Annotated in this window: 30 protein-coding genes; 17 read left to right on the top strand and 13 right to left on the bottom strand. The window is 40.8% G+C overall.

Annotated features, from left to right (window positions below; translation table 11 throughout):
- Positions 1 to 133 precede the first annotated feature (133 nt).
- The 4 genes from NST57_RS19070 (at position 134) to NST57_RS19055 (ending at position 4558) form a co-directional block, all read left to right on the top strand.
- Entirely contained in the window at positions 134 to 1252 is a 1119-nt protein-coding gene (locus tag NST57_RS19070) for a sugar ABC transporter substrate-binding protein (RefSeq protein ID WP_341299072.1), read from the top strand.
- A gap of 72 nt (positions 1253 to 1324) precedes the next feature.
- Entirely contained in the window at positions 1325 to 2821 is a 1497-nt protein-coding gene (locus tag NST57_RS19065; RefSeq protein ID WP_142153155.1) for an ATP-binding cassette domain-containing protein, read from the top strand.
- Complete coding sequence (locus NST57_RS19060) at positions 2818 to 3831, top strand: ABC transporter permease (RefSeq protein WP_341299071.1); 1014 nt, start codon at positions 2818 to 2820, stop codon at positions 3829 to 3831. The genes NST57_RS19065 and NST57_RS19060 overlap by 4 nt, the downstream gene beginning before the upstream one ends.
- 94 nt (positions 3832 to 3925) lie before the next feature.
- Complete coding sequence (locus tag NST57_RS19055) at positions 3926 to 4558, top strand: GTP pyrophosphokinase (RefSeq protein WP_007497867.1); 633 nt, start codon at positions 3926 to 3928, stop codon at positions 4556 to 4558.
- 51 nt (positions 4559 to 4609) lie between these two features.
- On the opposite strand, the gene NST57_RS19050 is transcribed toward NST57_RS19055, so the two are convergent.
- Together NST57_RS19050 and NST57_RS19045 are read right to left on the bottom strand one after the other, a co-directional pair.
- The gene (locus NST57_RS19050; protein WP_200831198.1) at positions 4610 to 4759 is read right to left on the bottom strand and encodes a hypothetical protein; all 150 of its coding nucleotides are present in this window, start codon (positions 4757 to 4759) and stop codon (positions 4610 to 4612) included.
- A gap of 19 nt (positions 4760 to 4778) precedes the next feature.
- Positions 4779 to 5864, bottom strand: a complete 1086-nt coding sequence (locus tag NST57_RS19045; RefSeq protein ID WP_341299070.1) for a Rap family tetratricopeptide repeat protein — start codon at positions 5862 to 5864, stop codon at positions 4779 to 4781.
- Positions 5865 to 6392: 528 nt separating this feature from the next.
- Between NST57_RS19045 and NST57_RS19040 the strand changes: the two genes are divergently transcribed.
- From NST57_RS19040 to NST57_RS19030, 3 genes are all read left to right on the top strand, one after another.
- Positions 6393 to 7157 carry a transporter substrate-binding domain-containing protein gene (locus NST57_RS19040; protein WP_142153149.1) on the top strand — a complete coding sequence of 255 codons (765 nt, stop codon included), beginning with the start codon at positions 6393 to 6395 and terminating at the stop codon, positions 7155 to 7157.
- 70 nt (positions 7158 to 7227) lie between these two features.
- The gene (locus NST57_RS19035; RefSeq protein ID WP_007497860.1) at positions 7228 to 7872 is read left to right on the top strand and encodes an amino acid ABC transporter permease; all 645 of its coding nucleotides are present in this window, start codon (positions 7228 to 7230) and stop codon (positions 7870 to 7872) included.
- The gene (locus NST57_RS19030) at positions 7869 to 8597 is read left to right on the top strand and encodes an amino acid ABC transporter ATP-binding protein (protein WP_025208197.1); all 729 of its coding nucleotides are present in this window, start codon (positions 7869 to 7871) and stop codon (positions 8595 to 8597) included. The genes NST57_RS19035 and NST57_RS19030 overlap by 4 nt, the downstream gene beginning before the upstream one ends.
- A 91-nt stretch (positions 8598 to 8688) precedes the next feature.
- On the opposite strand, the gene NST57_RS19025 is transcribed toward NST57_RS19030, so the two are convergent.
- Entirely contained in the window at positions 8689 to 9072 is a 384-nt protein-coding gene (locus tag NST57_RS19025) for a VOC family protein (RefSeq protein ID WP_008345541.1), read from the bottom strand.
- Between the two features lie 117 nt (positions 9073 to 9189).
- Between NST57_RS19025 and NST57_RS19020 the strand changes: the two genes are divergently transcribed.
- A complete protein-coding gene (locus NST57_RS19020) occupies positions 9190 to 10371 on the top strand; it encodes a class I SAM-dependent rRNA methyltransferase (protein WP_341299069.1) in 1182 nt (393 codons plus the stop codon).
- A 37-nt stretch (positions 10372 to 10408) separates the two neighbouring features.
- Here the strand turns inward: NST57_RS19020 and NST57_RS19015 are convergent, their stop codons facing one another.
- A complete protein-coding gene (locus NST57_RS19015) occupies positions 10409 to 11089 on the bottom strand; it encodes a CidB/LrgB family autolysis modulator (RefSeq protein WP_007497850.1) in 681 nt (226 codons plus the stop codon).
- Positions 11083 to 11466 carry a CidA/LrgA family holin-like protein gene (locus NST57_RS19010; protein ID WP_008345527.1) on the bottom strand — a complete coding sequence of 128 codons (384 nt, stop codon included), beginning with the start codon at positions 11464 to 11466 and terminating at the stop codon, positions 11083 to 11085. Before NST57_RS19010 ends, NST57_RS19015 begins: the two co-directional genes overlap by 7 nt.
- A gap of 165 nt (positions 11467 to 11631) precedes the next feature.
- Here NST57_RS19010 and cidR point away from each other — a divergent pair, with 165 nt between their 5' ends.
- The 4 genes from cidR (at position 11632) to NST57_RS18990 (ending at position 14519) form a co-directional block, all read left to right on the top strand.
- Positions 11632 to 12519, top strand: coding sequence for a cidABC operon transcriptional activator CidR (cidR, locus tag NST57_RS19005; RefSeq protein ID WP_008345526.1), 888 nt, complete (start codon positions 11632 to 11634; stop codon positions 12517 to 12519).
- A 17-nt stretch (positions 12520 to 12536) separates the two neighbouring features.
- A complete protein-coding gene (gene thiM, locus NST57_RS19000) occupies positions 12537 to 13361 on the top strand; it encodes a hydroxyethylthiazole kinase (protein ID WP_341299068.1) in 825 nt (274 codons plus the stop codon).
- Positions 13348 to 14031: a thiamine phosphate synthase gene (gene thiE, locus NST57_RS18995; protein ID WP_341299067.1), complete on the top strand. Its 684-nt coding sequence runs from the start codon at positions 13348 to 13350 to the stop codon at positions 14029 to 14031. The genes thiM and thiE overlap by 14 nt, the downstream gene beginning before the upstream one ends.
- 113 nt (positions 14032 to 14144) lie before the next feature.
- Positions 14145 to 14519, top strand: coding sequence for a nuclear transport factor 2 family protein (locus tag NST57_RS18990; RefSeq protein WP_142153139.1), 375 nt, complete (start codon positions 14145 to 14147; stop codon positions 14517 to 14519).
- Positions 14520 to 14545: 26 nt separating this feature from the next.
- Here NST57_RS18990 and NST57_RS18985 read toward each other — a convergent pair whose 3' ends face one another.
- The 4 genes from NST57_RS18985 to NST57_RS18970 all read right to left on the bottom strand — a co-directional run bounded on the left by NST57_RS18985 (position 14546) and on the right by NST57_RS18970 (position 17985).
- Entirely contained in the window at positions 14546 to 14767 is a 222-nt protein-coding gene (locus tag NST57_RS18985; RefSeq protein ID WP_341299066.1) for a hypothetical protein, read from the bottom strand.
- Positions 14768 to 15183: 416 nt separating this feature from the next.
- Complete coding sequence (locus tag NST57_RS18980; protein ID WP_007497838.1) at positions 15184 to 16722, bottom strand: solute symporter family protein; 1539 nt, start codon at positions 16720 to 16722, stop codon at positions 15184 to 15186.
- Complete coding sequence (locus NST57_RS18975) at positions 16719 to 17033, bottom strand: DUF485 domain-containing protein (protein ID WP_025208191.1); 315 nt, start codon at positions 17031 to 17033, stop codon at positions 16719 to 16721. Before NST57_RS18975 ends, NST57_RS18980 begins: the two co-directional genes overlap by 4 nt.
- Before the next feature lie 322 nt (positions 17034 to 17355).
- Positions 17356 to 17985: a hypothetical protein gene (locus NST57_RS18970; RefSeq protein WP_341299065.1), complete on the bottom strand. Its 630-nt coding sequence runs from the start codon at positions 17983 to 17985 to the stop codon at positions 17356 to 17358.
- A gap of 444 nt (positions 17986 to 18429) precedes the next feature.
- On the opposite strand from NST57_RS18970, the gene NST57_RS18965 reads away from it, so the two are divergent.
- Genes NST57_RS18965 through NST57_RS18955 form a run of 3 tightly spaced genes read left to right on the top strand, consistent with a single transcriptional unit; the run spans position 18430 to position 19302 of the window.
- Entirely contained in the window at positions 18430 to 18555 is a 126-nt protein-coding gene (locus NST57_RS18965; RefSeq protein WP_341299064.1) for a hypothetical protein, read from the top strand.
- Entirely contained in the window at positions 18543 to 19064 is a 522-nt protein-coding gene (locus NST57_RS18960) for a response regulator aspartate phosphatase E (RefSeq protein ID WP_142153133.1), read from the top strand. The genes NST57_RS18965 and NST57_RS18960 overlap by 13 nt, the downstream gene beginning before the upstream one ends.
- Positions 19054 to 19302 carry a hypothetical protein gene (locus tag NST57_RS18955; RefSeq protein WP_142153131.1) on the top strand — a complete coding sequence of 83 codons (249 nt, stop codon included), beginning with the start codon at positions 19054 to 19056 and terminating at the stop codon, positions 19300 to 19302. The genes NST57_RS18960 and NST57_RS18955 overlap by 11 nt, the downstream gene beginning before the upstream one ends.
- 341 nt (positions 19303 to 19643) lie before the next feature.
- Here the strand turns inward: NST57_RS18955 and NST57_RS18950 are convergent, their stop codons facing one another.
- The 3 genes from NST57_RS18950 to NST57_RS18940 all read right to left on the bottom strand — a co-directional run bounded on the left by NST57_RS18950 (position 19644) and on the right by NST57_RS18940 (position 21435).
- Positions 19644 to 20312 carry a glycosyltransferase family protein gene (locus NST57_RS18950; protein ID WP_035702484.1) on the bottom strand — a complete coding sequence of 223 codons (669 nt, stop codon included), beginning with the start codon at positions 20310 to 20312 and terminating at the stop codon, positions 19644 to 19646.
- Entirely contained in the window at positions 20305 to 20994 is a 690-nt protein-coding gene (locus NST57_RS18945; RefSeq protein ID WP_142153125.1) for a methyltransferase domain-containing protein, read from the bottom strand. Before NST57_RS18945 ends, NST57_RS18950 begins: the two co-directional genes overlap by 8 nt.
- A gap of 300 nt (positions 20995 to 21294) precedes the next feature.
- Entirely contained in the window at positions 21295 to 21435 is a 141-nt protein-coding gene (locus tag NST57_RS18940) for an anti-repressor SinI family protein (RefSeq protein WP_008345506.1), read from the bottom strand.
- 447 nt (positions 21436 to 21882) lie between these two features.
- Between NST57_RS18940 and NST57_RS18935 the strand changes: the two genes are divergently transcribed.
- Together NST57_RS18935 and NST57_RS18930 are read left to right on the top strand one after the other, a co-directional pair.
- The gene (locus NST57_RS18935) at positions 21883 to 22266 is read left to right on the top strand and encodes a GtrA family protein (protein ID WP_024719496.1); all 384 of its coding nucleotides are present in this window, start codon (positions 21883 to 21885) and stop codon (positions 22264 to 22266) included.
- A gap of 26 nt (positions 22267 to 22292) precedes the next feature.
- Positions 22293 to 22550, top strand: a complete 258-nt coding sequence (locus NST57_RS18930; protein ID WP_008345502.1) for a hypothetical protein — start codon at positions 22293 to 22295, stop codon at positions 22548 to 22550.
- A 34-nt stretch (positions 22551 to 22584) separates the two neighbouring features.
- On the opposite strand, the gene NST57_RS18925 is transcribed toward NST57_RS18930, so the two are convergent.
- Positions 22585 to 23430 carry an AraC family transcriptional regulator gene (locus tag NST57_RS18925; protein WP_008345501.1) on the bottom strand — a complete coding sequence of 282 codons (846 nt, stop codon included), beginning with the start codon at positions 23428 to 23430 and terminating at the stop codon, positions 22585 to 22587.
- Positions 23431 to 23547: the final 117 nt, after the last annotated feature.

Here is a 23547-nt window from a genome sequence, read left to right as displayed (position 1 = left end):
GATCAAGCCTCTCTTTATCAAGAGAGGCTTTTTTTGATCTCTTTTTTAGAATCAAACGACGGGGTTCTCAGGCATATTCCCACTTTTTTACCTAGTTTTCCGATGTGAAAAAACAACTTGAGGAGGAACAGCAATGAAACGTAAATATTGGACATCATCTCTTGTATTATTGACGGTCTTGGCCGTGCTATTATCTGGTTGCGGTACGGGATCAAGCGCAGGCTCAAAAGCCAATGCAAACGAAAAGGTCTCCTTTGACAATGTCCCGAAGCGATTTGCAAAAGGACAGGGAGCGAAAATTAAAGTTATCCGTAAAATTGGCGGGGACGATCATACCGCTCAATTTTTAGCAGGTACTAAAGCAGAAGGTGAAGCACTCGGCTTTACGGTAGATGTCTATACAGCAAATGGTGATACGGCGAAGTTTCATGATGCCATTTCTCAAGCACTAGAAGAAAACTATGATGGCTTTATCATCTCTCATGGGGATGATGAGGCGACAGTCGCTGATGTGAAAAAGATCACAGCAAAAGGTATTCCGGTTGTGGCGTTTGATTCAAATCCGAAGCTGAAGGACATCAAAGGGGTCACAGTGACGTCTCAAGATGACGAGCAATTAGCGAAAAAATCATTAGATGCACTCGTGGCTGATTTTAAAGGAAAAGCAAATATTGCGTATCTTTGGGTAGATGGATTCCCGCCGATGGTGAGACGAAACAAGGTGTACCAAGAAACCCTCAAACAGCATACAGGGATCAAGGAACTTGACCGATTTGGCGTGGCGGCTTCTGATACATCGGTTCAAACACAAAATGCGGTTGCGGCTATGCTGAATAAATATCCAAAGGGCAAATTGGATGCGATTTTTGCCACGTGGGATGCATTTGCTATTGGTGCTGCAAGAGCTTTAAAAGAAGCGGGGAGAACCGAAGTGAAGATTTACGGTATTGATGTGTCTAATGCCGATCTACAAGAAATGACTGCGAAAGACAGCCCTTGGAAGTACACTGCAGCTGTCGATCCGAAGCTCATTGGCGCAATCGACGTAAGGATTCTTGCGAAGAAACTAGCTGGCGAGAAAACGCCATCTTCCTATGACCTTGAGGCCTCTCTCATTTCACAAAAACAGCTTCAGGATGCAGGGAAGGCCATCAATATGGTCAATCTTGCAGAAGAAGTAAAAGGATTCGGATCATCGACTGCTTTTGAAGAAGACTGGATGAAGACCTTGAAGAAGCATTATGCAAAATAAACAACGTGCACTCTCTTTTCATAGAGGGTGTTTCGTTTTTCAATTGACGATCAGGAGAGAAGGAGGACACCTATGAAAACGCCGCTTGTTCATATGAAAAACATTTCGATTGAATTCCCAGGAGTCAAAGCGTTAGATCAAGCAAATTTCACATTAAAAAAAGGTACAGTCCATGCCCTGATCGGGGCAAACGGCGCTGGGAAGTCCACGTTAATGAAAGTTCTCTCTGGTGCGCATTCACATTTTGAAGGAAGCATCCACATCAATGGTGAGGCGGTGACTATTCATACACCGAAGGATGCGGCCTCATACGGTGTGCAGACCGTCCATCAAGAAGTGGATACAGCTCTAGTGCCGTATTTAAGTGTTGGCGAAAATATGATGATTCATGAAATGGAGAAAAAACCATTCGTTCGCTGGAAAGAGATTCACCGCAAGGCAGCACAGCTGTTAAAAGAGATGGACATTGACATCTCGACAAAGCGTCTTGTGAGTGATTTGACACTTGCAGAAAAACAAATGGTGCTCATTGCCAAGGCTGTGTCGATCAAATGCAACATTTTAATTTTAGATGAACCTACCGCTCCACTTAGTCATAAAGAAACAAGCAAGTTATTCTCAATGATTCAGCAATTGAAAAAGAATGGCACGGGCATCATTTTTATCTCGCATCGCATGCCGGAAATTTTCAACATTTGTGATGAACTGACTGTGATGAAGAATGGAACCGATGTGGCGGCGCACCTCATTAAAGAAACTGATCCAAAGCAGGTCATTGAGGAGATGCTTGGCGCGCCATTAGAGGATCAATTCCCATCTCGTACAACGCTAGAGGATGCACCGATTGTGCTTGATGTGAAAGAGTTGCATGACCAGCATAAATTAAACAACATTCATCTTCATGTGAAAAAAGGAGAAATTCTCGGGATTGCAGGACTAGTCGGTGCTGGTAAAACAGAATTGTGCAAAGCCCTATTCGGCGCCTCAGAAAAAAAGTCGGGCACTGTGCAGCTACATGGTCAAACCATTCATATGAAGTCACCTTATCACGCTGTGAGAGCGGGTATTGCCCTTGTGCCTGAAGAACGGAGAAAAGAAGGAATTTTAACAGAAGAGACTGTTGGATGGAACGTAACAGCTGCAAGTCTTCGTTCGTTTGCACGGTCGTTCAGCTTCTTACATCGTTCTAAGGAACGGAAGGCAGCAGGTGAAATCGTCAAGCGGCTTGGGGTCAAGACACCTTCTCTTGAAGCAAAGGTGAAGCATCTATCTGGTGGAAATCAACAAAAGATTGCGATTGGAAAATGGCTGTTGGCTGAGGCGGATGTCTATCTCTTTGATGAACCAACCAAAGGTGTAGACGTTGGAGCAAAAAAGGACATTTTCTCTCTCATTGCAGAACTAGCTGAAAGAGGAAAAGCAGTTATTTATGCTTCAAGTGAGCTTTCAGAAATTGCAGGAATCGCCGACCGAGTATACGTCTTATATGATGGCAGCATTGCCCGGGAAATGACGGCACCAATGACTGAAGAAGAGCTTTTATATCATTCAACAGGAGGACAATCATGAGTGAACGACAAGTTTCAGCCCCAGTTCAACAAATCAAGAAACAGCGGCCATCCTTTCATCTGTTTGATTTCTTTTATCAATATGGCACCATCTTAACGATTGTCGTATTGATTGTTGTCTTTGCGGCAGCCAATCCGGCATTTTTACAGTCAGGAAATATCATCAATATTTTACGATCGATCTCGATTGTAACCATCATTGCGGTAGGGCTGACGATCTCACTAGCAGTGAATGGCTTTGATTTATCTGTAGGCTCAGTTGCAACGTTATCAAATGCAATTGTGATCTCCATGTTTGTATGGTTCTCGCAAAACCCACTCATTGCGATCCTTTCTGCGCTGGCGGCTTCTCTTATTGTCGGTTTGCTGAATGCTTGGATGATTGTCAAAATGAAGATTCCAGATATGCTCATGACACTAGCCATGATGTTTATCATTCAAGGGCTGGCACAAACCTATACGAAAGGTGCGACCATTTCTGAGAATATGGTGCTGCCTGATGGCACTTTTTCAACTGGCACCATCCCCGCCTTTTTCAGCAAGATTGGGCAGGTCCCATATATCATTTTGATTATGGCGGCCATTGTGCTTTTTGCACATGTTTTTATGACTTACACAAAGCATGGGCGATTGATGTATATCATTGGTGGCAATAAAGAAGCCGCTCGATTATCTGGTATTCATGTGAACAAATACAAAATCGCAGCATATCTGTTGTCTGCTTTATTTGCGGCAATCGGTGGTATCGTGCTGGCATCAAGGGTGATGACAGCAGAAATTAACGCAGGAACACCATATTTAATGGATGGGGTAGCTGCTGCTTTTATCGGTTTTTCAGTCATGGGAGCAGGTAAACCAAACACATTCGGTACGTTTATTGGTGCGGTGCTCATCGGTATTTTGCAAAATGGACTTGTGATGATGTCTGTCCCGTATTATGCAATGGATATCGTGAAAGGATCTGTGCTTGCACTGGCACTCGCGCTGACTTATTACAAACAACGGGGCTAAGATGTATTTTTTTAAAACCATTTGCGTTCTCTCTCCGTCTAGTAAACGGAAAGCAGTGTAACAGCTGTTTGCCAAAAGGAGATGACAAAAAGAAATGAATATGTCAGCAACTCACGTAGAAGATTTGAAAAGTGTCATGGAAGACTGGAAAAATGAATTATTAGTATATAAATTTGCATTAGATGAAATGGATACAAAGTTTTCGATTATTAGTCAGGAATATAATTTAATCCATGGACACAACCCAATAGAGCATACAAAATCACGGATCAAATCCTTTGAAAGCATCGTGAATAAACTAGCGAGAAAAGGATGTGACATCACCACACAATGTGCCAAGGAGTACATACATGATATCGCTGGTGTCCGCATCATCTGCTCGTTTATTCAAGATATCTATAACATTATTGATGTTCTGAGGCAAAGAGAGGATTTAAAGATCCTTGAAGTGAAAGATTACATTCAGCATCCGAAACCAAATGGCTATCGAAGTCTTCATTTAATTGTTGAGATTCCTGTTTACCTAACGAATCGTGTGGAGCATGTGAAGGTTGAAATTCAGGTGCGGACCATTGCGATGGATTTCTGGGCGAGTCTCGAACATAAAATCTATTATAAACTGCAAAACGATGTTCCTCATCAGCTCACCGATGAACTTAAGGAAGCGGCAGATATCGCTCACTACTTAGATGAGAAAATGCAAAATATCAAACGCGAAATTGATTAACCAATCAAAAAGAGTAGCTGTTTTGAATGACAGCTACTCTTTTTCGTCTAATTAAGGGTTGGTGCCTCGATCTCTCTTTTGAATGATCGTACCGTCATCTTGCGATTGTGCGGACGGGCTGCCTTTTTGTGTAGAAGTACCAATCAAAACACCTGTGATCAAGAGCGTAAAAATCGCACTTGAGATCAGCCATTTTTTCATCATACATCACTCCATCTTCTTAACAAGTTTTGAATGACAACGCCTTGTTCTGAAAATAAATCGCTTCTTTTGGAAGACCATTTTCAGTTAAGTAGTCGGCTGCATCCTGACAGATAGCCTCAAGATCAACAAGGAAATTCATAGATTCTAATTGATCACAATAAGAAATGATCTGCTCAATCATGTTGTCTGGCTGGAGCATCAATGTTTCTAAAATGGATAATTTCAGTGAAATGTTTCGTTGTTTTAAATTTTCTGCTTTTTGAAGTGAAAGCTGTACATAATAGTGGAACAAACCAGGCTTTTTCAGCTTAAACAGCGCTTTCGTGTAGGCATACAATGCCAGTAAATAGCCGCCTGGGGAAGAAGTTTCGAATGACTCAATCAATAAAGCTTTTTCTAGGAGCGGCACAGCTTCACTGTATTCATTTCTTAGACTTTTAATAAAGGCTGCATTGCAATATGCGTGGCCAAGTAAATCTGCATCTTCCAACTGTTCTAGTGAGTGAATCACCTGTCCAAACAAAGTTTCAGCCTCATCATATTTCGTTTGATCCGCATAATTCAGAGCAAGCATCATTTGACAGCTGATTGATTTTTTCACATAACATGGATCTGCGTCGTAAATAGACGAAGCCTTCTTTAAGTGGTGGATGGAGAGAAGTGTGGATCTTATATTATAGTAGAGACATCCTGTTTTATAATGGAATTCAGCCTTTTCAATGTCATCATGTACGAGATCTAATTTATCCTCAGCCAATTTCAAATGATGAAATGCTGTATCTTGATTCCCTCTGCGCATTTCATACATGCCTTTAAAGAAATAGAAATAGTAGCTGAGCATATCATCTGTACGAATCGCATTTTCATCCACAAAAAGACTGTGATCTAACGAAGCTGTATCTTCGACTAAATCCTTGAAACGGTATTCTAGAAGTTGATAGTAGAGTAAGACGTCTTGATTCTCTTCCATTCGATCAAATGCCTGAAGAATCTCTTCTTTTAGCTGTATTGCTTCTTGTATGTCTCTTTTTTTCATCATGACATACCAGTCATTTAGCATATTTGCTACATCAACGGATGACAAAATACCTGTTTCTGCCAATTGGTATCCTCCTTTCTTCATCTATTCAATTATGATGATTCTTATTTGTCTGAATCATCTTTCCATATTAAGTATCTTCTTATATTTTAAGCGGTCTATCTCAATTTGTAAAACATGTTTTTTGATGTAATTTCAACCAATAGTGAAAAAAATAGGGAGTGACGATTACTTTGTATGCGCTTACATTTTTTAGGTAAAAAGAGGATGTTGAAAAAAATATATCAGAATATCAATAGAGGAAGAGAGATAGTGAAAAAGGTTTTTTTCATAAATGAGAAAGAAGTGGCACTTATAAAGGAGTATCCGCGGTTTTTTGTGAGATTATATCACATAAATATTGTGAAACCTGTTTCTTTCAGAATAAAATGAGTTATTCGCAAAAAAGTAAAATTTAAAGAGACTATTGATCTAGAATTGTATGGATCTTTGGTATGGATAAAAAACATCACACAGTATAGCTTTAGCGTGGTATAGTAAGATTGTTGTTGCGAATATTTAGACAAAACTGACAATTGGGGGTCGTGTTTTATGAAGAAATCGATGTTACTCATCATGGGACTAATTGTTGTGCTCGTCATGGCAGCCTGTGGTTCAAAATCAGACAGCGGTTCGGGAGAAGGCAAAGGCACATATAAAATCGGGATAGATGTAACATATCCGCCATTTGAATTTGAAAAGGGCGGTAAATATGAGGGAATAGACGTTGATTTGATTAACGCCATTGCGAAAGACCAAGACTTCAAAGTAAAGCTTGAAGCAATGGATTTCTCAGGGATTATTCCAGCGATGCAAGCAGGTCAGCTTGATGTTGGAATGGGTGGTATGAGTATTACAGATGAGCGTAAAAAGAAAGTAGATTTCTCAGATCCATACTTCGACGCTGGACTGATAGTTGTTGTGAAAAAGGACAGCAGCATCAAATCGATTGATGATTTAAAGGGGAAAAAGCTAGCTGTTAAAAATGGGACAACAGGTGCAAAATTTGCAACAGATAACGCAGACAAATATGGGTATGAAGTAGTTCAATTCAATGACAGTCCATCTATGTTCCAAGAAGTATCTAACGGAAATGCAGATGCTTTAATTGAGGATTATCCTGTCATTACGTATGCGATCGCACAGCAAGACTTGAAATTGAAAACAGTTGGAGACCGCTTGAATGGCGACCAATACGGGATCTCAGTCATGAAGGGGAAAAATCAGGACTTATTGAAGAAAATCAATAAAGGGCTTGAAAACCTAAAGAAAAACGGTGAATATGACAAAATTATTGAGAAATATTTGAAGTCATAACACAAGCGAGGCGCGCTCAGAGCGCGCTTTCTTTATGTGTCAACCGTATGTGAATTAGGGAGGGAGAAACATGGATACGATTGTTAATGCATTTCCGTATTTAATGGATGGTTTGCAAACCACTTTATATATCTTTGTTGTTGCCATCATTTTAGGTTTTATCATCGGGTTGATTGTGGCGCTATTCCGCCTGTCACCATTTAAAATCTTGAACTTTATTTCACTCGTTTTTGTCAATGCCATTCGAGGTACGCCATTTATCGTACAGCTATTCTTCATTTATTTTGGGCTAAATACACTTGAATTCATTTCACTTGACCGAGTGCCGGCAGGGATTATTACAGTAGCGATTAACGCAGGAGCTTATTTCTCAGAAATTATTCGTGCAGGGATTCAGTCCATTGATAAAGGACAAACTGAAGCCGCACGCTCTTTAGGATTCACAGGTGGACAAAACATGCGCTTTATCGTCCTTCCACAGGCATTCCGCCGTATGCTTCCAGCCATTACCAACCAAGCCATCATCAGTTTGAAGGACACCTCTCTCTTATCGATTATCGGTATTGCTGATATTATGCAGCGGGGACAAGTTCAAGCATCGGCTACATTTGATCCTTTGAATGTCTGGCTCATTGTCGGTGTCATTTATTTCGTGATCATTTATTTACTTTCTCTACTGGCTAGCTACGCAGAAAGGAGATTTGATGTGAAATGAGTATGATTACGGTGAAAAACTTGAAGAAATCTTTTGGTGATAACGAAGTCTTAAAGGATATTAATGCAGTCATCGAGGAAAAAGAGGTTGTATGTGTCATTGGTCCTTCAGGATCAGGGAAAAGCACATTTCTAAGATGTCTCAATAAATTAGAGGATATTACCGCTGGGGAAGTCGTTGTCCACGGACATACGATTACAGACCCAAAAGTGAATATCAATAAAGTACGACAAGAAGTTGGCATGGTGTTTCAGCATTTTAATTTATTTCCTCATAAAACCGTGTTAGAAAATATCACGATCGCACCGGTGAAAGTAAAAGGGATGGAGAAGAAGGCTGCAGTCGATAAAGCATTAGACTTGCTTGAAAAGGTCGGCTTGAAAGACAAGGCCAAAAGTTACCCTAACCAATTATCTGGTGGACAAAAACAGCGTGTCGCCATCGCAAGAGCCTTGGCAATGGACCCGAAAGTGTTATTATTCGATGAGCCGACATCTGCTCTTGACCCTGAGGTCGTTGGGGATGTATTAGCTGTCATGAAACAATTAGCAGTCGAAGGAATGACGATGATTGTCGTCACACATGAAATGGGCTTTGCAAGAGAAGTGGGAGACCGCGTGATCTTTATGGATGGCGGATATATCGTCGAAGAAGACAAACCAGAAGCACTCTTTGGAAACCCGCAGCATGAGCGAACCAAATCATTTCTTAGTAAGGTGCTATAGAAAAAGAGTAAGAGCAGGTACACATGCTCTTACTCTTTTTCTTTTGTGACGAGAATGAATATACCGATTCGCATGCATTTCCTAGGAAATATTATCGCTGGAAGAACTCAATCCATTCTTGGTCTGGCCCTCGGAAAAAGAAGTAGCAATAGCCATTAGGTAATGTTGTGATTTCTTCATCTATTAGCTCAATTTGCAGCTTTTGAATACGGTTGAATTCAGCGTGAATATTATCTGTTGTGAAGGCGAGATGGTGGACCTTTCCTTCAGATGGAAGGTCACTGCTATACCCTTGAATGAGTTCAATTTCTGTTTCCGCTTCGTCTTTAAAGCCAAGAAAGGCAAGTTCAATGACTCCGTTTGTATGAGTGATGCGATCTTTTAATTTCATGCCCACCACTTTTTCATAAAAATCAATGGACTGATCAATATTTGTCACCATAATCCCTGTATGATCTAAGCGTAATGTTGTCAAAAAAGAGCCTCCTCTATATCGAGTTGATATTTTTCTCCTCATCTTATCATAATAGAAGTAACGTATACATTCATATGGTAGGATAGAGAGAGTCAATTTAGGATAAGGATGACACAAATGAAAAAAATCTCATTAAAACAAACATTTGCAGAACAAGTGAAAAAGGGATATCCGCTTATTTCAAAAGATGCTGTGTCGCGTGTGAACGGTGTACAAGAAGGCGAGCTCATTGAATGGGTAGACGAAAGAGGCTCTTTTTTAGGGAAAGGATATTATGGTGTGCAAAATAAAGGCATCGGCTGGGTGCTTTCCTTTGACGCCAACGAAAAAATAGATCAGGCCTTTTTTGTTTCTAAACTTGAACAGGCATCCAAAAGCAGAACGCATCTATTTCGTGATGCGCAGACAACGGCTTTCCGTGTGTTCAATGGAGAGGGGGATGGAATTGGTGGAATCACGATTGATTATTATGATGGATTCTATCTCATCCAATGGTATAGCGAAGGTGTTTATACATTAAAAGAAGATGTATTGGTTGCGATTGAGCAGGTGTACCCTGACTATAAAGGCATTTATGAAAAGAAACGATTTGATACGTCTGGACAATATATCGAGGATGACGATTTTGTAAAAGGGGAGAAAGGTGAATTTCCTCTTATCGTCAAAGAAAATGGGGTGAACGTGGCGGTTTATCTAAATGATGGTGCGATGACAGGTATTTTCCTTGATCAGCGTCATGTGCGAAAAGCAATTCGAGATCGCTATGCAAAAGGAAAGACCGTCCTTAATACGTTCTCTTATACCGGCGCTTTCTCTGTAGCAGCAGCGCTTGGCGGGGCAAGCCGTACGACAAGTGTAGATGTTGCAAACCGCAGTTTGAAAAAAACATCTGAGCAGTTTGAAGTGAATGGCATTGATGTAGACGGGCAGGATATCAAAGTCATGGATGTCTTTAAATATTTCCCGTTTGCGGCGAAAAAAGGCTGGAGCTATGATGTCGTGATCTTGGACCCACCTTCCTTTGCACGAACGAAGAAACACACATTCAGTGCAGCGAAGGATTATAAAAAACTATTAAAAGAAGCCATCCAAATCACAGCTGAGAACGGCGTCATTGTGGCGTCAACCAATAGCAGTGCATTTGGGATGAAAAAGTTTAAAGGATTTATTGCACAGGCCTTTAAAGAATCTGGGAAAACGTATCGTATTCTTGAGGAATATACACTCCCCGAGGACTTCCGTACAACGAAAAATTATCCTGAGGGGAACTATTTAAAGGTTGTCTTCATCCAAGTATAAGAAAAAGCCATTTTCCGATAAGGGGAAATGGCTTTTTCTATAAGGCAAACGACATCAGGATAGGCGCTGCACATAATGTAATAATGGCCGAAATGATCATGGACACACTTGAGATCGTGCCTGAGACGGAGCTCAGTTCAAAGGCCTTCGATGTGCCTGCACCGTGTGCTCCTGTACCAAGCAGAACGCCCATTGCAATGTCATTATCAATGCGGAAATAACGGATAACCAATGGCCCAATGATTGAACCAAATAATGCTGTTAAAATGACGAATACAGCCGTAACGGACGGCATCCCGCCAATCATTTCAGACACACTCATTGCAACGGGTGTTGTGACGGACCTTGGGACGAGGCTCTCGATCAGACTCGTGTCCAAATGAAACAATTTAGCGATAAACGCTGTTGATAAAATCGCAACGATAGAACCGCAAGCCACATTCAAAATAATTTCTACTGCATGCTTCTTCAGAATATGAAAATACTTATATAAAGGAATGGCAAATGCCACAGTCGCAGGTTGAAGCATATTTGTCAGCCATTTTCCGCCTTGATTGTAAGCATCGTAAGGAATGTTCACGATTAACAACAAGACCACAAGAACAACCGGTGTTACAAGTAAAGGGGAGACATAGACTTTCGGATGACGTTTATAAACCGCTTTTGATCCGAGATAGATCAGAATGGTTAAGATCAAAAATAGTCCACCAACTAACATAGCTTTTTTCGCTCCTTTCTTTTCGCAATCATCTGCGTCATCATGCCAGTCGAGAGCATGACCACAAAGGTACTAAGTAAAACCACAAGGACAATACTTGTGCCAGATTGAGAAAGTAATGTTCCGTAATCAATCACACCTACTGCTGAAGGGATAAAGAAGAGCAGCAGTTCTCCAAGCAGCCAAACGGCGCCAAGTTCAATCCATTTTAATTTAATGATGTTAAAATGAAGTAATAAGAAAATGACAAGAATGCCTAAGATCGTGCCCGGAATTCTTAAATGCAAAAAGGCCGCCAGCACATTCATCAATTTCGCAAAAGCAAATAAAGCCATAATCTGAAGGGTAGCAATCAGCGACGTTTTGAGCAATTGCACTTTCTGTTCACTCCTTTTTCTATATAAATTGTTCACTGTTTCACAAAAACAACACAACGTTCTAATCGGTGAGCTTACTTTAAAGTGTACAGCACGTTCTATTATAGGTAAAATACATATATCGAATAGTTAGTATTCCTTTTGTCTATAGAAAGGGTGAACCATGTGGACATCAGACATTTAACATATTTCTTAGAAGTGGCACGGTTAAAGAGTTTTACGAAAGCATCACAATCGCTCTATGTGTCGCAGCCGACCATTTCCAAGATGGTCAAAAACCTAGAGGATGAGCTGGGTGTGCAGTTGTTTTACCGTAATGGCAGACAGGTGGAAATGACAGATGCTGGACAAACCATGTATACACAAGCGAGTGAAATCACACAATCGTTTCAGAATTTAACGAGTGAATTAAATGATTTAATGAATGTGAAAAAAGGACATATCCGAATAGGACTGCCGCCCATGATTGGATCAAGCTTTTTCCCAAATGTGATGGGGGAATTCCGCCAGCAGTATCCAGATGTCACCTTTCAATTGGTGGAGCACGGCTCCATTAAAGTAGAGGAAGGGGTAGAGGATGGATCATTAGATATTGGTGTCATTGTTCTGCCTGCAAATGATAAAATTTTTCATACATACACCATCATTAAAGAGAATATGAAGCTTGTCACCCATCCATCACATCCGATGGCAGGACGTGATGAGGTTCATTTGGCTGATTTAAAGGAAGAGTCTTTTATTTTCTTTCGAGAAGATTTCGTTCTGCACAGCCGAATCTTAAATGAATGTATGAATGCGGGATTCAGGCCGAACGTCATTTATGAAACGTCACAATGGGATTTCATCAGTGAAATGGTTGCTGAGAACCTTGGGATTGGGCTTCTGCCTGAACGGATTTGCCGTGATCTAGATCCTGATAAGGTGAGGATCATTTCCTTAAATCCGTCTATTCCGTGGCATTTGGGTGTCATTTGGCGAAAGGACCGCTACTTGTCCTTTGCTGCAAGAGAATGGTTAAAGCATACAAAATCCTATGTGTGGGATGCAGAGTAAAAGGGAGGACGATACGGATGAAATTAAGCTGCGTGTCTCATCTATTGGAAAAGGTTCGAGCGGAAAATCCCCTTGTTCATAATATTACTAACCAAGTTGTGACGAACTTTACAGCGAATGGACTGCTTGCTTTAGGTGCTTCTCCAGTCATGGCAAACGCCAAAGAAGAAGTGGCGGAAATGGCGCAATTAGCGGATGCACTTGTGCTGAATATCGGTACACTAACAAAGGATACAGTGGAGGCAATGGTCATTGCTGGACAAGCGGCCAATGAAAAAGGTGTACCAGTTCTATTAGATCCTGTTGGTGTTGGTGCGACAACGTTTCGGACGAGTGCGGCGAAACAGCTGTTACAGCAAGTGGACATCACTGTTGTCAGAGGGAATGCTGCTGAAATGGCTCATTTAATTGGAGTGGAGGGCTGGCAGTCAAAAGGCGTTGATGCAAAAGGGGCAAATGGAGATGTATCGTCTTTAGCAAAGCAGGCGGCAAAAGCACTTCAAACCGTTGTGGCGATTACAGGGAAAGTGGATGTCGTGTCAGATGGAGAAGAGGTTCTGTCTATTCATAATGGACACGAATGGTTAACCAAGGTGACAGGGACCGGCTGTTTACTCACCTCTGTCATAGGGGCATTTTGTGCAACAGGGGAACGTCCAGTTCATGCGTCGGCATCAGCTCTGCTGTTTTATGGTGTCGCTGCAGAAAAGGCAGCTCAGCAGACAGATGAGAAAGGGCCAGGGACCTTTCAAATCGAATTGCTAAACGCGCTGTCCAATACAAATGGTCAAGATGTGATCACGTTAGGAAAAATAGGGGGAGTTTTGCATGACGAAGGTTGATCAGCAGCTAATCAAACAGCAATTATCGGTTTATTTTATTATGGGAACAGCGAATACAAGTGGGCATCCGCTTGATGTGGTGAAAGAGGCCATTCAAGGCGGGATTACGATGTTTCAGTTTCGTGAAAAGGGTGAAGGTGCTCTGCAAGGTGAAGAGAAGGAAAAAATCGCTCGGCAGATTCAAGCGCTTTGCCAAGAAGCGAATATCCCCTTTATCGTAAATGATGATGTACAGCTTGCAATCGATCTTGATGCAGATGGTGTCCATGTTGGGCAGGAAGATACACTTGCACAAGACGTACGGCAAAGAATCGGGAATAAAATATTAGGCGTGTCCACGCACAATCTAGATGAAGTGAGACAAGCAATGAAGGACGGGGCAGATTACGTTGGGATGGGTCCAGTCTATCCTACAGAAACAAAAAAGGATACACGCAGTGTCCAAGGTGTTTCTTTAATCAACGAAGTACGTCGTCACGGTCTTCACATTCCAATTGTGGGCATCGGCGGCATTACATATGAAAATGCGGCACCAGTCATCCAGGCGGGAGCCGATGGCATTAGCATCATCAGCGCCATTAGCCAAAGCGCTAATCCGAAAAAAGCTGCGGAAGAACTAACATCTCTTGTCATGTCAGAGAAAGCAGCTCTTGTGCAAGACATGGATTGACTCATCCATGTCTTTTCTTATCTGCGTGAAAAATAGACAGGGAATATACAATTGTGTACAATTTAATTGTTCGATTATATTCAAAATGACAGGTAAATAAAGGAGAATGAATGATGGAAGTGCTCGATACGTATTTTCGCCGATATGATGAAGCGGGAAAAGGGCAAGAGCAAATGAACGAATTGCTGGCATTGTTTTCAGATGATGTCATGATTGTCTTAAATGGTGCTGAAAAGCCTGGCATCCAAGCGTTCACACAGTTTTTGGACACATTTTTCCACGTACATGAAGACATTAAGCATATGTGGGATGGCTGGGTAAAACGTGAAGATGGGAAGTATGAAACAAACTGGGCTGTTTGCGGAAAGTTAACAGACGGTCGTGTATATACAGCAGAAGGCATTGATATTGCGGAGCTGGATGATCAAGGAAAGATCGTTTATTTAGAAAACGTCCCGAAAAACCCAGAGTTATTTCAGAGATATTAAAAAGCCGGCAGAGCAGCCGGCTTCTTTTATTTGTCTAACGAATAAGCGTCAATCGCTTCTTTAGCAGATGTTTCTTGATCAAAAAGAAGATATCGGCTGTACACTTCACTTAAATGCAGGGGACCTTCGTCTAAGTTTTCAACTAGCTCAAAGATATCTAGTATGGCTGCTAGTTTTGTGATGGTTTGTCCATGATCTCCATTTTCAAAAGTCTCATCTGGAAAATGGTCTTTGACGATTTGTTTCACTTTTCAATTGTTTTTTGCTCTCACTAAAATGATTCGTTCTTCAAAGATTTTATCCGGTCTCACCTTTGGTGAGGAGCTAGATTCAAATAATAATTTTGCTGAGTACAGTTTATACATATGTTTCACTTCTTTCTTTTGGGGTTAATTTCCAGTATGTGTTTAAAATGATAACATAGGAATAATAGGGGAATCGAAGTCTATGGGGGTGATAGGGTTGAAAAGAATCATTGATAACAGAGGAGAAGTTCATGAAATTCTCTTGATCATCATCACATGCTGTTCGCTGATCACTTTGAGGAAATGTGACAAGTTAGAAAGATATAAAGAGAGATTAAAAGGCCAATTCATCCCATACTGAGTACAGTTTTGAATAGCAAGAACACTGAAAAAGCCGGCGAGCAGCCGGCTTTTTCTCATCAATCTGTATCCATATGCATACCTGTATGTGCTTTTACTTGAATTTCCGTAAAGGTGTCTTCATCTGCTTTTTCAGAGGAGAAAATGGTGCCTAAGTAAGCCGCAAGGAATCCGAGCGGGATCGAGATAATCCCAGGGTTCGATAGTGGGATAAGCGGCTCTCCTGTGAAAATGGCTGCCCCTGATGGGTCCCAGACGCTTGGGCTGAGTGACACGATCAGGAGTGCGCTCAGAAGACCTGTTAAGCTTCCTGCGATAGCACCTGTTGAGTTAAATCGTTTCCAAAAGACAGTGAAGATAATCAACGGTAAATTCGCACTTGCTGCCACTGCGAAGGCAAGTGACACAAGAAAAGCGACGTTTAAAGATTGCGCAAATAATGCAAGAATGATGGAAAGGATGGCCACGCCGATAGAAGCAAAGCGTGCCGCCTTCACCTGTTCACGTTCACTCGCTTTTCCTTTGCGGATAATCTGGCTATAAAAGTCATGAGCAAAGGCAGACGCGGCGGATAAAACGAGACCGGTGACCACTGCCAGTATAGTCGCAAAGGCAATAGCGGAAACAAAGGCAAATAATAAATCTCCCCCTAGGGCCTGTGCAAGCAGTGGTGCTGCCATGTTTCCTGCTGCATCGGCTGCTGTAATCGCATCTGTTCCGACAAAAGCAGCGGCACCAAAGCCGAGGAAGACGGTCATTAAATAAAAAATTCCGATGATCCACGTAGCGGATAGAACAGATTTACGCGCAGAAATGGCATCCTTTACCGTATAAAAACGGATCAAAATATGCGGCAAACCTGCTGTTCCAAGCACAAGGGCAAGGTTCAGAGAAAGGGTCTCTAAAGGCACATCATATTTATTTCCCGGGTGAAGAAAAGCTTCACCGAGTGGTGTCGCTGTTTTCATCTGCTCAAACATCTTCAGCAGACTAAAATCAAACTTCGCAAACACAAGCAGCGAAATAATCAGTGTGCCCAGCATGAGAAGCACAGCTTTCGTGATCTGTACCCAGCTGGTGGCGATCATGCCGCCAAACACGACATAAATGGTCATCAAAACGCCTACAATTAATACAGCGATCCAATAATCAATGCCAAGAAGCAGTTTAATTAAAGCACCTGCCCCAACGAGCTGCGCAATCATATAAAAAGTGGATACTGTGATGGTGTTAAAAGCAGCAACCCCTCGAATAGCTGGACGTTTGAATCGTGCAGCAATCATATCGGCCATCGTATATTTTCCTAGATTTCGCAGTGGTTCAGCCACGACATAAAGGACGACAAGATACGCTACAAGAAAGCCAATACTATAGAAAAAGCCGTCAAATCCATTTAAGGCGATCATGCCGGCGATCCCTAAAAATGAAGCAGCAGACATATAGTCCCCGGCGATGGCAAGGCCATTTTGAAACCCAGTCAGTCCGCCGCCTGCGGTGTAAAAATCACTCGCATTGCTTGTTTTTTTCGCAGCAAAATACGTGATGACCAATGTGAGCCCTACGATCGCTATGAATAAAATAAAAGCGGTCATACTCATTCGTCATCACCTCTAGATTCAGTTTTTAAAGCGCTTACATATTTGTCGAACTGAGCTGCTTTTTTTGCATAAAGCCCACATAAAACCCATGTCATCACAAATTGCGTGAGGGCAAATAACCAAGCCCACGTGATCGCTCCAATTGCTGGCGTGTTCAAAAAGGTGAAGTAGGATGTAGCAACCGGAAGTGAAAAGTAAAAGAGAAAAAAGAAAATCGTCATCGGTACGATAAATCTGCGTTTTTCCTCAAGAAGTTTTCGAAAATCCTTTGAAGCGGCAACCTTCTTATAATGAACGTTTTTGTCTGCCATTGTTTCCTCCTTTGTACGAATTAGGGACAAGGTACTCCAATGCATATGAGACGATCTGGTTGTTTATGACAGTATATCATAAAAAAGGCACCCAAAAAGGGTGCTTAGCCTGATCAATTTTGGGAAAATGAAAATAAACACAAGAAGCTGGAAATCAAATATAAGATCAAAGAAAAAAACTCTGTGATAACCATTGTCACATAGTCTGTAGATTCGATTTAGCAAATGAAACATTTGAGGTCATAATGCGTTGGCATATTAACATCAAGAATTACATTACATAAACATGTAGAGAAGCAGGCTGATGGAGCCTGCTTCTCTTTTAATATCGTGTCGTATGTGAAACTGTTTTAACATGCTTTTTACGCTTGGAATCTTTGTAGACAGATAAGACAAATTTGTTGTTCCAGTAACCATTTTTCGGGCTGTAGTATGTTTTGAATGTGTAATGAAAGACTTTTTGACCTGTTGATCCTGAAGCTGTCGTTACTGTTGTAGCGAGTATGGCTATTACTTTTAGTGTCAAGACTGCGCCAGCTACAGCACCGGTCCCTGTCGGTAATGCCAAAATTGTTGTTGTCACAAGAACGACAATAGCAAGAGTAACGTTGAATTTGTTTTTATAGGTTTTTACAAGTCTCCATTGATAATCTTTGTTTGATTTTGTGTTAAATTCGCCGTCTTCACTTAATAATTCTGGTCCAGCTTCTTTAAATTCTTTAATGTCTACTAGTTCATTGTTGATACGAAGTTCTTCTTTTGCCCGATCAAAAGAGACGGTATCTATTTGTTCACCATTATCAATCGTTATTGTTTGAGTGCTGCCTTTAACTACAGAATTGAAAGTATGTAGTTTGCCTTCAATCTCTGTTTGATAAGATTCTTTAATTTCTTGAGGTTGTTGGGTTACTGCGGCTACGGCTTGTAATGGAACTGTTAAAAATAGCGTCATGCCTAAAAGCCCCCGATTATGAACTTTTTCATTTTGGATATTTCTCCCTTGTTTTTTGTGCAATAATAAACATATGGATAAAAAATGCTTTTCTTTTAAAAAAAGTTAATTGGGGAGTGATTGATGTGTTTTGGAATTGGGTAGTAGGCATGATCGGGATAATCATAGGGGCTTGTATCTTTGCAACGGAGTTCGAAGATGCTACATTCTTCACTCGCTTTATTTTCAAACTTATTGCGATTTTACTTCTTGTCTTTTCAGTGGCTTTTATTAAGTGGCGGCGTAAAAAAATACAACAGCATAATAATTCATAGTGCTCCCTCCTTTTTTGACATGTTTTCATCCTATCATTGATTGATTCGCATTTGGGAATTCATTGGAAAATTTCTTTTTGGGTTGCGGTGACCGCAATTTAGGTTCTTTTATTTGGGAGGCGAATTTATGATGACGGTAATATCAGTATTGATGATGTTAAATGGTGCTTGTTATTTTGCTGTTTATATGAAAAAACGTAAGAATAATAAAGAAAAAGAGATGGGGAGGCGCTTCCTCATTTATTGTCAGCTTTAGAAAAATCTAAGGCAATGTCTAATAAGCCAATGATTGTGAAGTCATTATTTAATATTGGCTGTTGTTATAAAGGAGTAGGTGATTTTAATAGGGCACTAGCTTATTTTAATCAGGTGATTCTAGAAGGAGAGCCTATTAATGCTACAGAGTTGCTTTTGGTTTATTATGAATTATCGTTATTTCATTTGAGTCAAAAGGAATTTATTGAGGGTGAAAGATTTTTCAAAAGAGGCTGGGAAGAAGCGAAGAATAGAAAAAATGATCTATTTTTATCGTTACTGATGGTATTGGACATTTTATTTTTAAAAACAGCAAACCTAAGTGAAGTCTTGAGCTCATTGGAAAAATTAGAGAATGAGAGGGGTTATCCATACATGGAAGACCTAGCGCTCGAAGCGGCTCGGTACTATAATGAGAATGGGCGTATGGATGAATCTGTAAAAATGTATGAAAAAGTGATGTACGCCCGAAAACAAATCCAAAGGGGCGACTGTTCATATGAATTTTAAAACGGTTCTTACTGGTTTTTTGAGTGCTTCAGCATTGCTAGGTGTGATCTCATTATCAGCTGTCGATTTTGATGTGAATTCAAGAAATGCTACTTCTCCAGAATCCACTGATCTGACTGTAAGAAATGCTACAGTCAGTAGTGTTACTACTGAGGATTTTCCTCTTATAACTTTATCTCAACAAGATAACGATTTTGCTGTGAGGAATGGAACCCGTGATTCTAGATTATCTACTTGATGAATCAAACAGACCTTTAGGGTCTGTCAGGCTGTCGAGAAAATCTCGACAGCTTTATTGTCCCCATTAAAACTTACATCTCCCCATTTTATAATAGAGAAAAGCATATACAATAACGGATCGGAAAGGTTATTGGTTCTACAAATCAGATCCGAAAGCATGAGCACCGTGTCCTTTTCTTGAAAGCTGCACAAGATCTCAAAAGCACCAAAAGGCCATTTCAAGACATGTGTGGAAGGCCTTTTCATTCATTCTCACCTAACATCATGACGTGGAAAATAAAAAAGAATGTAGAAAAACATGAGTTTCTCTACATTCTGGGCACCCGAAAAGGGTGCTTTCTACCGATAATTTGCAAGAAATGTTTGTCTTGCTTTTTCATATGCTTCTGCATCAAAATGATCTCCGCATTTGTGAATACACCATGGCTCTTCTTGCCTTGCAATCCCGATCTCATATCCTTGCTGAGCGAATTCAAAAGACTGTGACACATCATAAAAATGAAACCCGTCTAAGAGGTCCTCACGCCACTTGATATCATATTGTGTTGCCATAAAAAGACCGTCAATAGCAGAAGCTTTGATATAACCTTGGGGCTCTGTCTGTGGATGACCAGATTCAAACGTCAGTAGCTGATAGGTGTCGTGCCGATATTCAATGACTTTCCCTCTGCAATCATGGCTTTCCCACCAGATTCCATTGTCCGGCACACTTTCTGCCCCTATTACCCCAAGCATGCCAAGTGACGGATTTTGCAAGAAAAGTGGGATCAGCTCGAGAAGCATATGCTGTTTGACGATGAGTGTATCTTGATGAAGATAAATTTTAAACTGTGCAGGATGAGTGAGAGCTTCATTGTATCCAGAGGCCATACTTGATGCATGTCTAATGGGCAAAACCTCTACATGATACCCGTGCGGAGCAGGAAGTGAAGCAAGCTGCCGGAAGCAAGCTTGAAACATCGACTCATCATTTACACATAAAACAAATAAGATGGTGGGGCTACTCATTGAGTTGAACCGCCTCAACCACGTATTGATAGGCAGTCGCTGCCTCGTTAAAATCAAAACGGATGCCATGTTTTACGAGTAATTCATGTAGATCATTCATGACGCCCGTATAGGAAGGGTGTTGTACACGAATGGCTTCAAACTCACGAATATGAAACCCGGCTGATTGAAAGAGGGCATGAATTTCGTGAAGGGTAAAGAATCGTAAATGGGTTTGATCCATTAACCCTGCATCTGTATAAGAAAATCTCCCGGCCAGTAATTCTAAAACGGTTGAAATATGACCAATATTCGGAATGGATGACAAGATGACCCCTTCCTTTTTAAGAAAAGGTTTGACCTTTTTTAAAACGGCCCAAGGGTCCAATAGATGTTCAAGGACGTCTCCGAAAATGATGCAGTCAAATTGTTCATGCTGATAAGGCAGCGCCATTTGTTCAATATTGCCGCATAAAACATGATCCAGCGCTTTTTCAGCTTGCTTTGCCGCATCTTCAAAAGATTCAATTCCATATATGGTACGGTCTTGTTGTTTTAGGACTTTGCCAAGCTGGCCTGTGCCGCATCCGATATCCAAGATAGACGTCCATTCCTTACGAATACGATGGACAATCACAGGGTTCACACCGTGATAATATTGATCCTTCTTTTGATGATAATAAGATAGGGAATCTGAACTCACGCGCCACCCACCTTTCTTTTTTCTTGTGTCTCATGCTTAATATATGGGTGGGGAGCTTGGTTTTATAACGAGAATGGGAAATTTCCATGAATGACAGCTAAAAAGGGATCATATAAAGAACAGGGAACGGACTGTCCTCCTAAAAATAGAAAGACAGAACCCCATTGAGTGGGAGGGATTAGTATGATGAGGTGTTCAATTATTGTAGCGTATTGTCATGAAAGGATGTTTAAAAGGTCAATTGACAGGTTAGAACTTTTAGCCAAAGCAATCTGAAAGACAAAGGATAACGGCGTTGATTTACGGTTTGTTTATCATCTTCTGATCACCGTTGGATGTTAAAAAAGCTTGTATTTCCTCGATGCCTAGTCCAATTTTTTTCGCTTCTTGAATCAAATAAACCCACTCTTCGTCAACTCTTCTTTTCACTTGCGTATCCATAATATCCTCCAGTTCAATAAGACATATTCATCTGCAACCAATGACTTGAACAAACCGTCTAGTAACTGTACGTGTATGTGAATGGAGTACAAAAATAGATTTTTGTCGAAAAATGATGACATTTAACCTATTTTGTAAAATCTATCACCTACCACGTCCCTAAAAAAATGACTAAAAAACCCATTCTTACTTCTAATAATAAACAATTGTAAAGTCAGTTAAAAGATTATAAATTAAAATAATGATAAAGACCTAAATCATTTGACTCATATAAACCAATGAGGCTGACATATGCCATCAGCGAGAACAAATTTCATCTTTGCAGGACGCACATATTGTTCGTTTGGGAAGTTCTTCTTAAGATGGTATTCTAAAAGAAACAGAATTCACCAAGAAGGAATGAAGAAAGACATGTATAGCCTTTTTCAAAAGTATCAAGAAGTTGTCATGTATCTGATCATGGGTGTGTGTACAACCATTGTCAACATAGTCAGCTTCTATTTATTCGTTGAGATGTTTTCTATGGATTACAAAACAGCAACGGTTGTTTCATGGGTATTTGCTGTGCTCTTTGCTTATATCACCAATAAGAAGTATGTCTTCAAGCAAAAGGCTCGTGACACAAAAAGCCTGATGCGTGAGCTTTCTTCATTTTTTAGTGTCCGTCTCATGTCTCTAGGTGTAGATCTGGGGCTGATGATTTTATTTGTGAGCCAAATGGCGCTCAACGAAACCGTCGCAAAAATTCTTGTTAACTTTGTGATTGTCGTGGTCAATTATGTCGCCAGTAAATGGTTCGTCTTCAAGAAAACAAAAGAAGATGCGATTTAACACATGAAAAAGATAGGTGATGTGAAATGAGCAGCAGGCCAGACGAATTATATGATGCCATATATCAACAAACAGAAAAGCAGCATGAACAAGTGTTGAGGCTAGTCAAAGAAATGACCGCACATCCAGAAGCATTTTCTGAACAAGAAAAGGAAAAGATCAACCGGATGGACATTGCGCTTCAAACAGCAACGGACATTTTAGAAAATTTAATGACCCCTGATACGCAAATGACCATTGTTTTAAGACAAGGGAGAATTCGTGTTGACCTGACGAAAGCGTAAAAGAAGCAGCCAATTGAAAAGCGGCTGCTTTTTATTATGCATCGCTTGTTTCCCGGAGTTGCTTTGGAGACATGCCGATTTTCTTTCGAAAGACTTTATTCAAGTAATTCGCATTTCGGTAGCCGCACTGTGTGGCGATTTCTTCAATCGAGTATTTCGTTGTTTTCAGTAACGTTTCCGCCTTTTCTAAACGAATATTGGTTAAATAATGAATCGGTGTGAAGCCAGTTGCCTTTTTGAATTCCCTCGTAAAATGACTTTTGGATAAACGTGCCGCAGCTGCCATATCGTCAGGCCCAATCTCCTCGTGAAAATGGTGGCTTGCAAATAAGGCCGCTTGGACGATGGGCTCAGGCCATTTCTCCATTTGTCCCTCAAGCTTTGGCAAATATGAATACAGTTCCATGACAAATTGATAAGCAAGGCTAGACCCCTCAAATGGATTGGTAATCCGTCTTTCACTGGCTTCATCATAAATCTTCTTTAGCAGGCGGATCGGTTTGGAATTCGGATGAAAACGCATGACCTGCTTTCCTTGATCGATAAATTGATCAAAGCAAAGGTCACAGGCTTCCCCATAAAGTGTTAAATAGAGAAATTCCCAATGTTCACTGTCTTCTGGAAAATAGTATTGGTAGGCACTAGGGCTTTTCACCAGAAAGGCTTGTCCAGGCAATACTTTGAATCGTTTCTGTCCGATTTCAATCATGCCGTGTCCAGACAGTGTGAGCTGAAAGATGCACTTGCCCTGATCCTTCCGCTCTACGCCATTCCAGCTGTATAACGAAGATGATTGAACTTCCCAGCCAACAGACCAGATTTGGGCCGGCAATGTCACATCAGAATGGTGAAAACGAAATGCAAATGCTTCCTTCTTCAAATTGGAAACCCTCCCTTACAGCAAAAAACAACCTTTTTCTATTTTGAATCATGTTACACCTCATATCACATCGTACCATTCACAGCAAAAAAAGGGTATTTTTTAACGATTTTTTTA

It is taken from the genome of Bacillus sp. FSL M8-0077 (assembly GCF_038050255.1).
Taxonomy (GTDB): domain Bacteria; phylum Bacillota; class Bacilli; order Bacillales; family Bacillaceae; genus Bacillus; species Bacillus altitudinis.
This window is presented reverse-complemented; position numbering and strand designations above follow the sequence as displayed.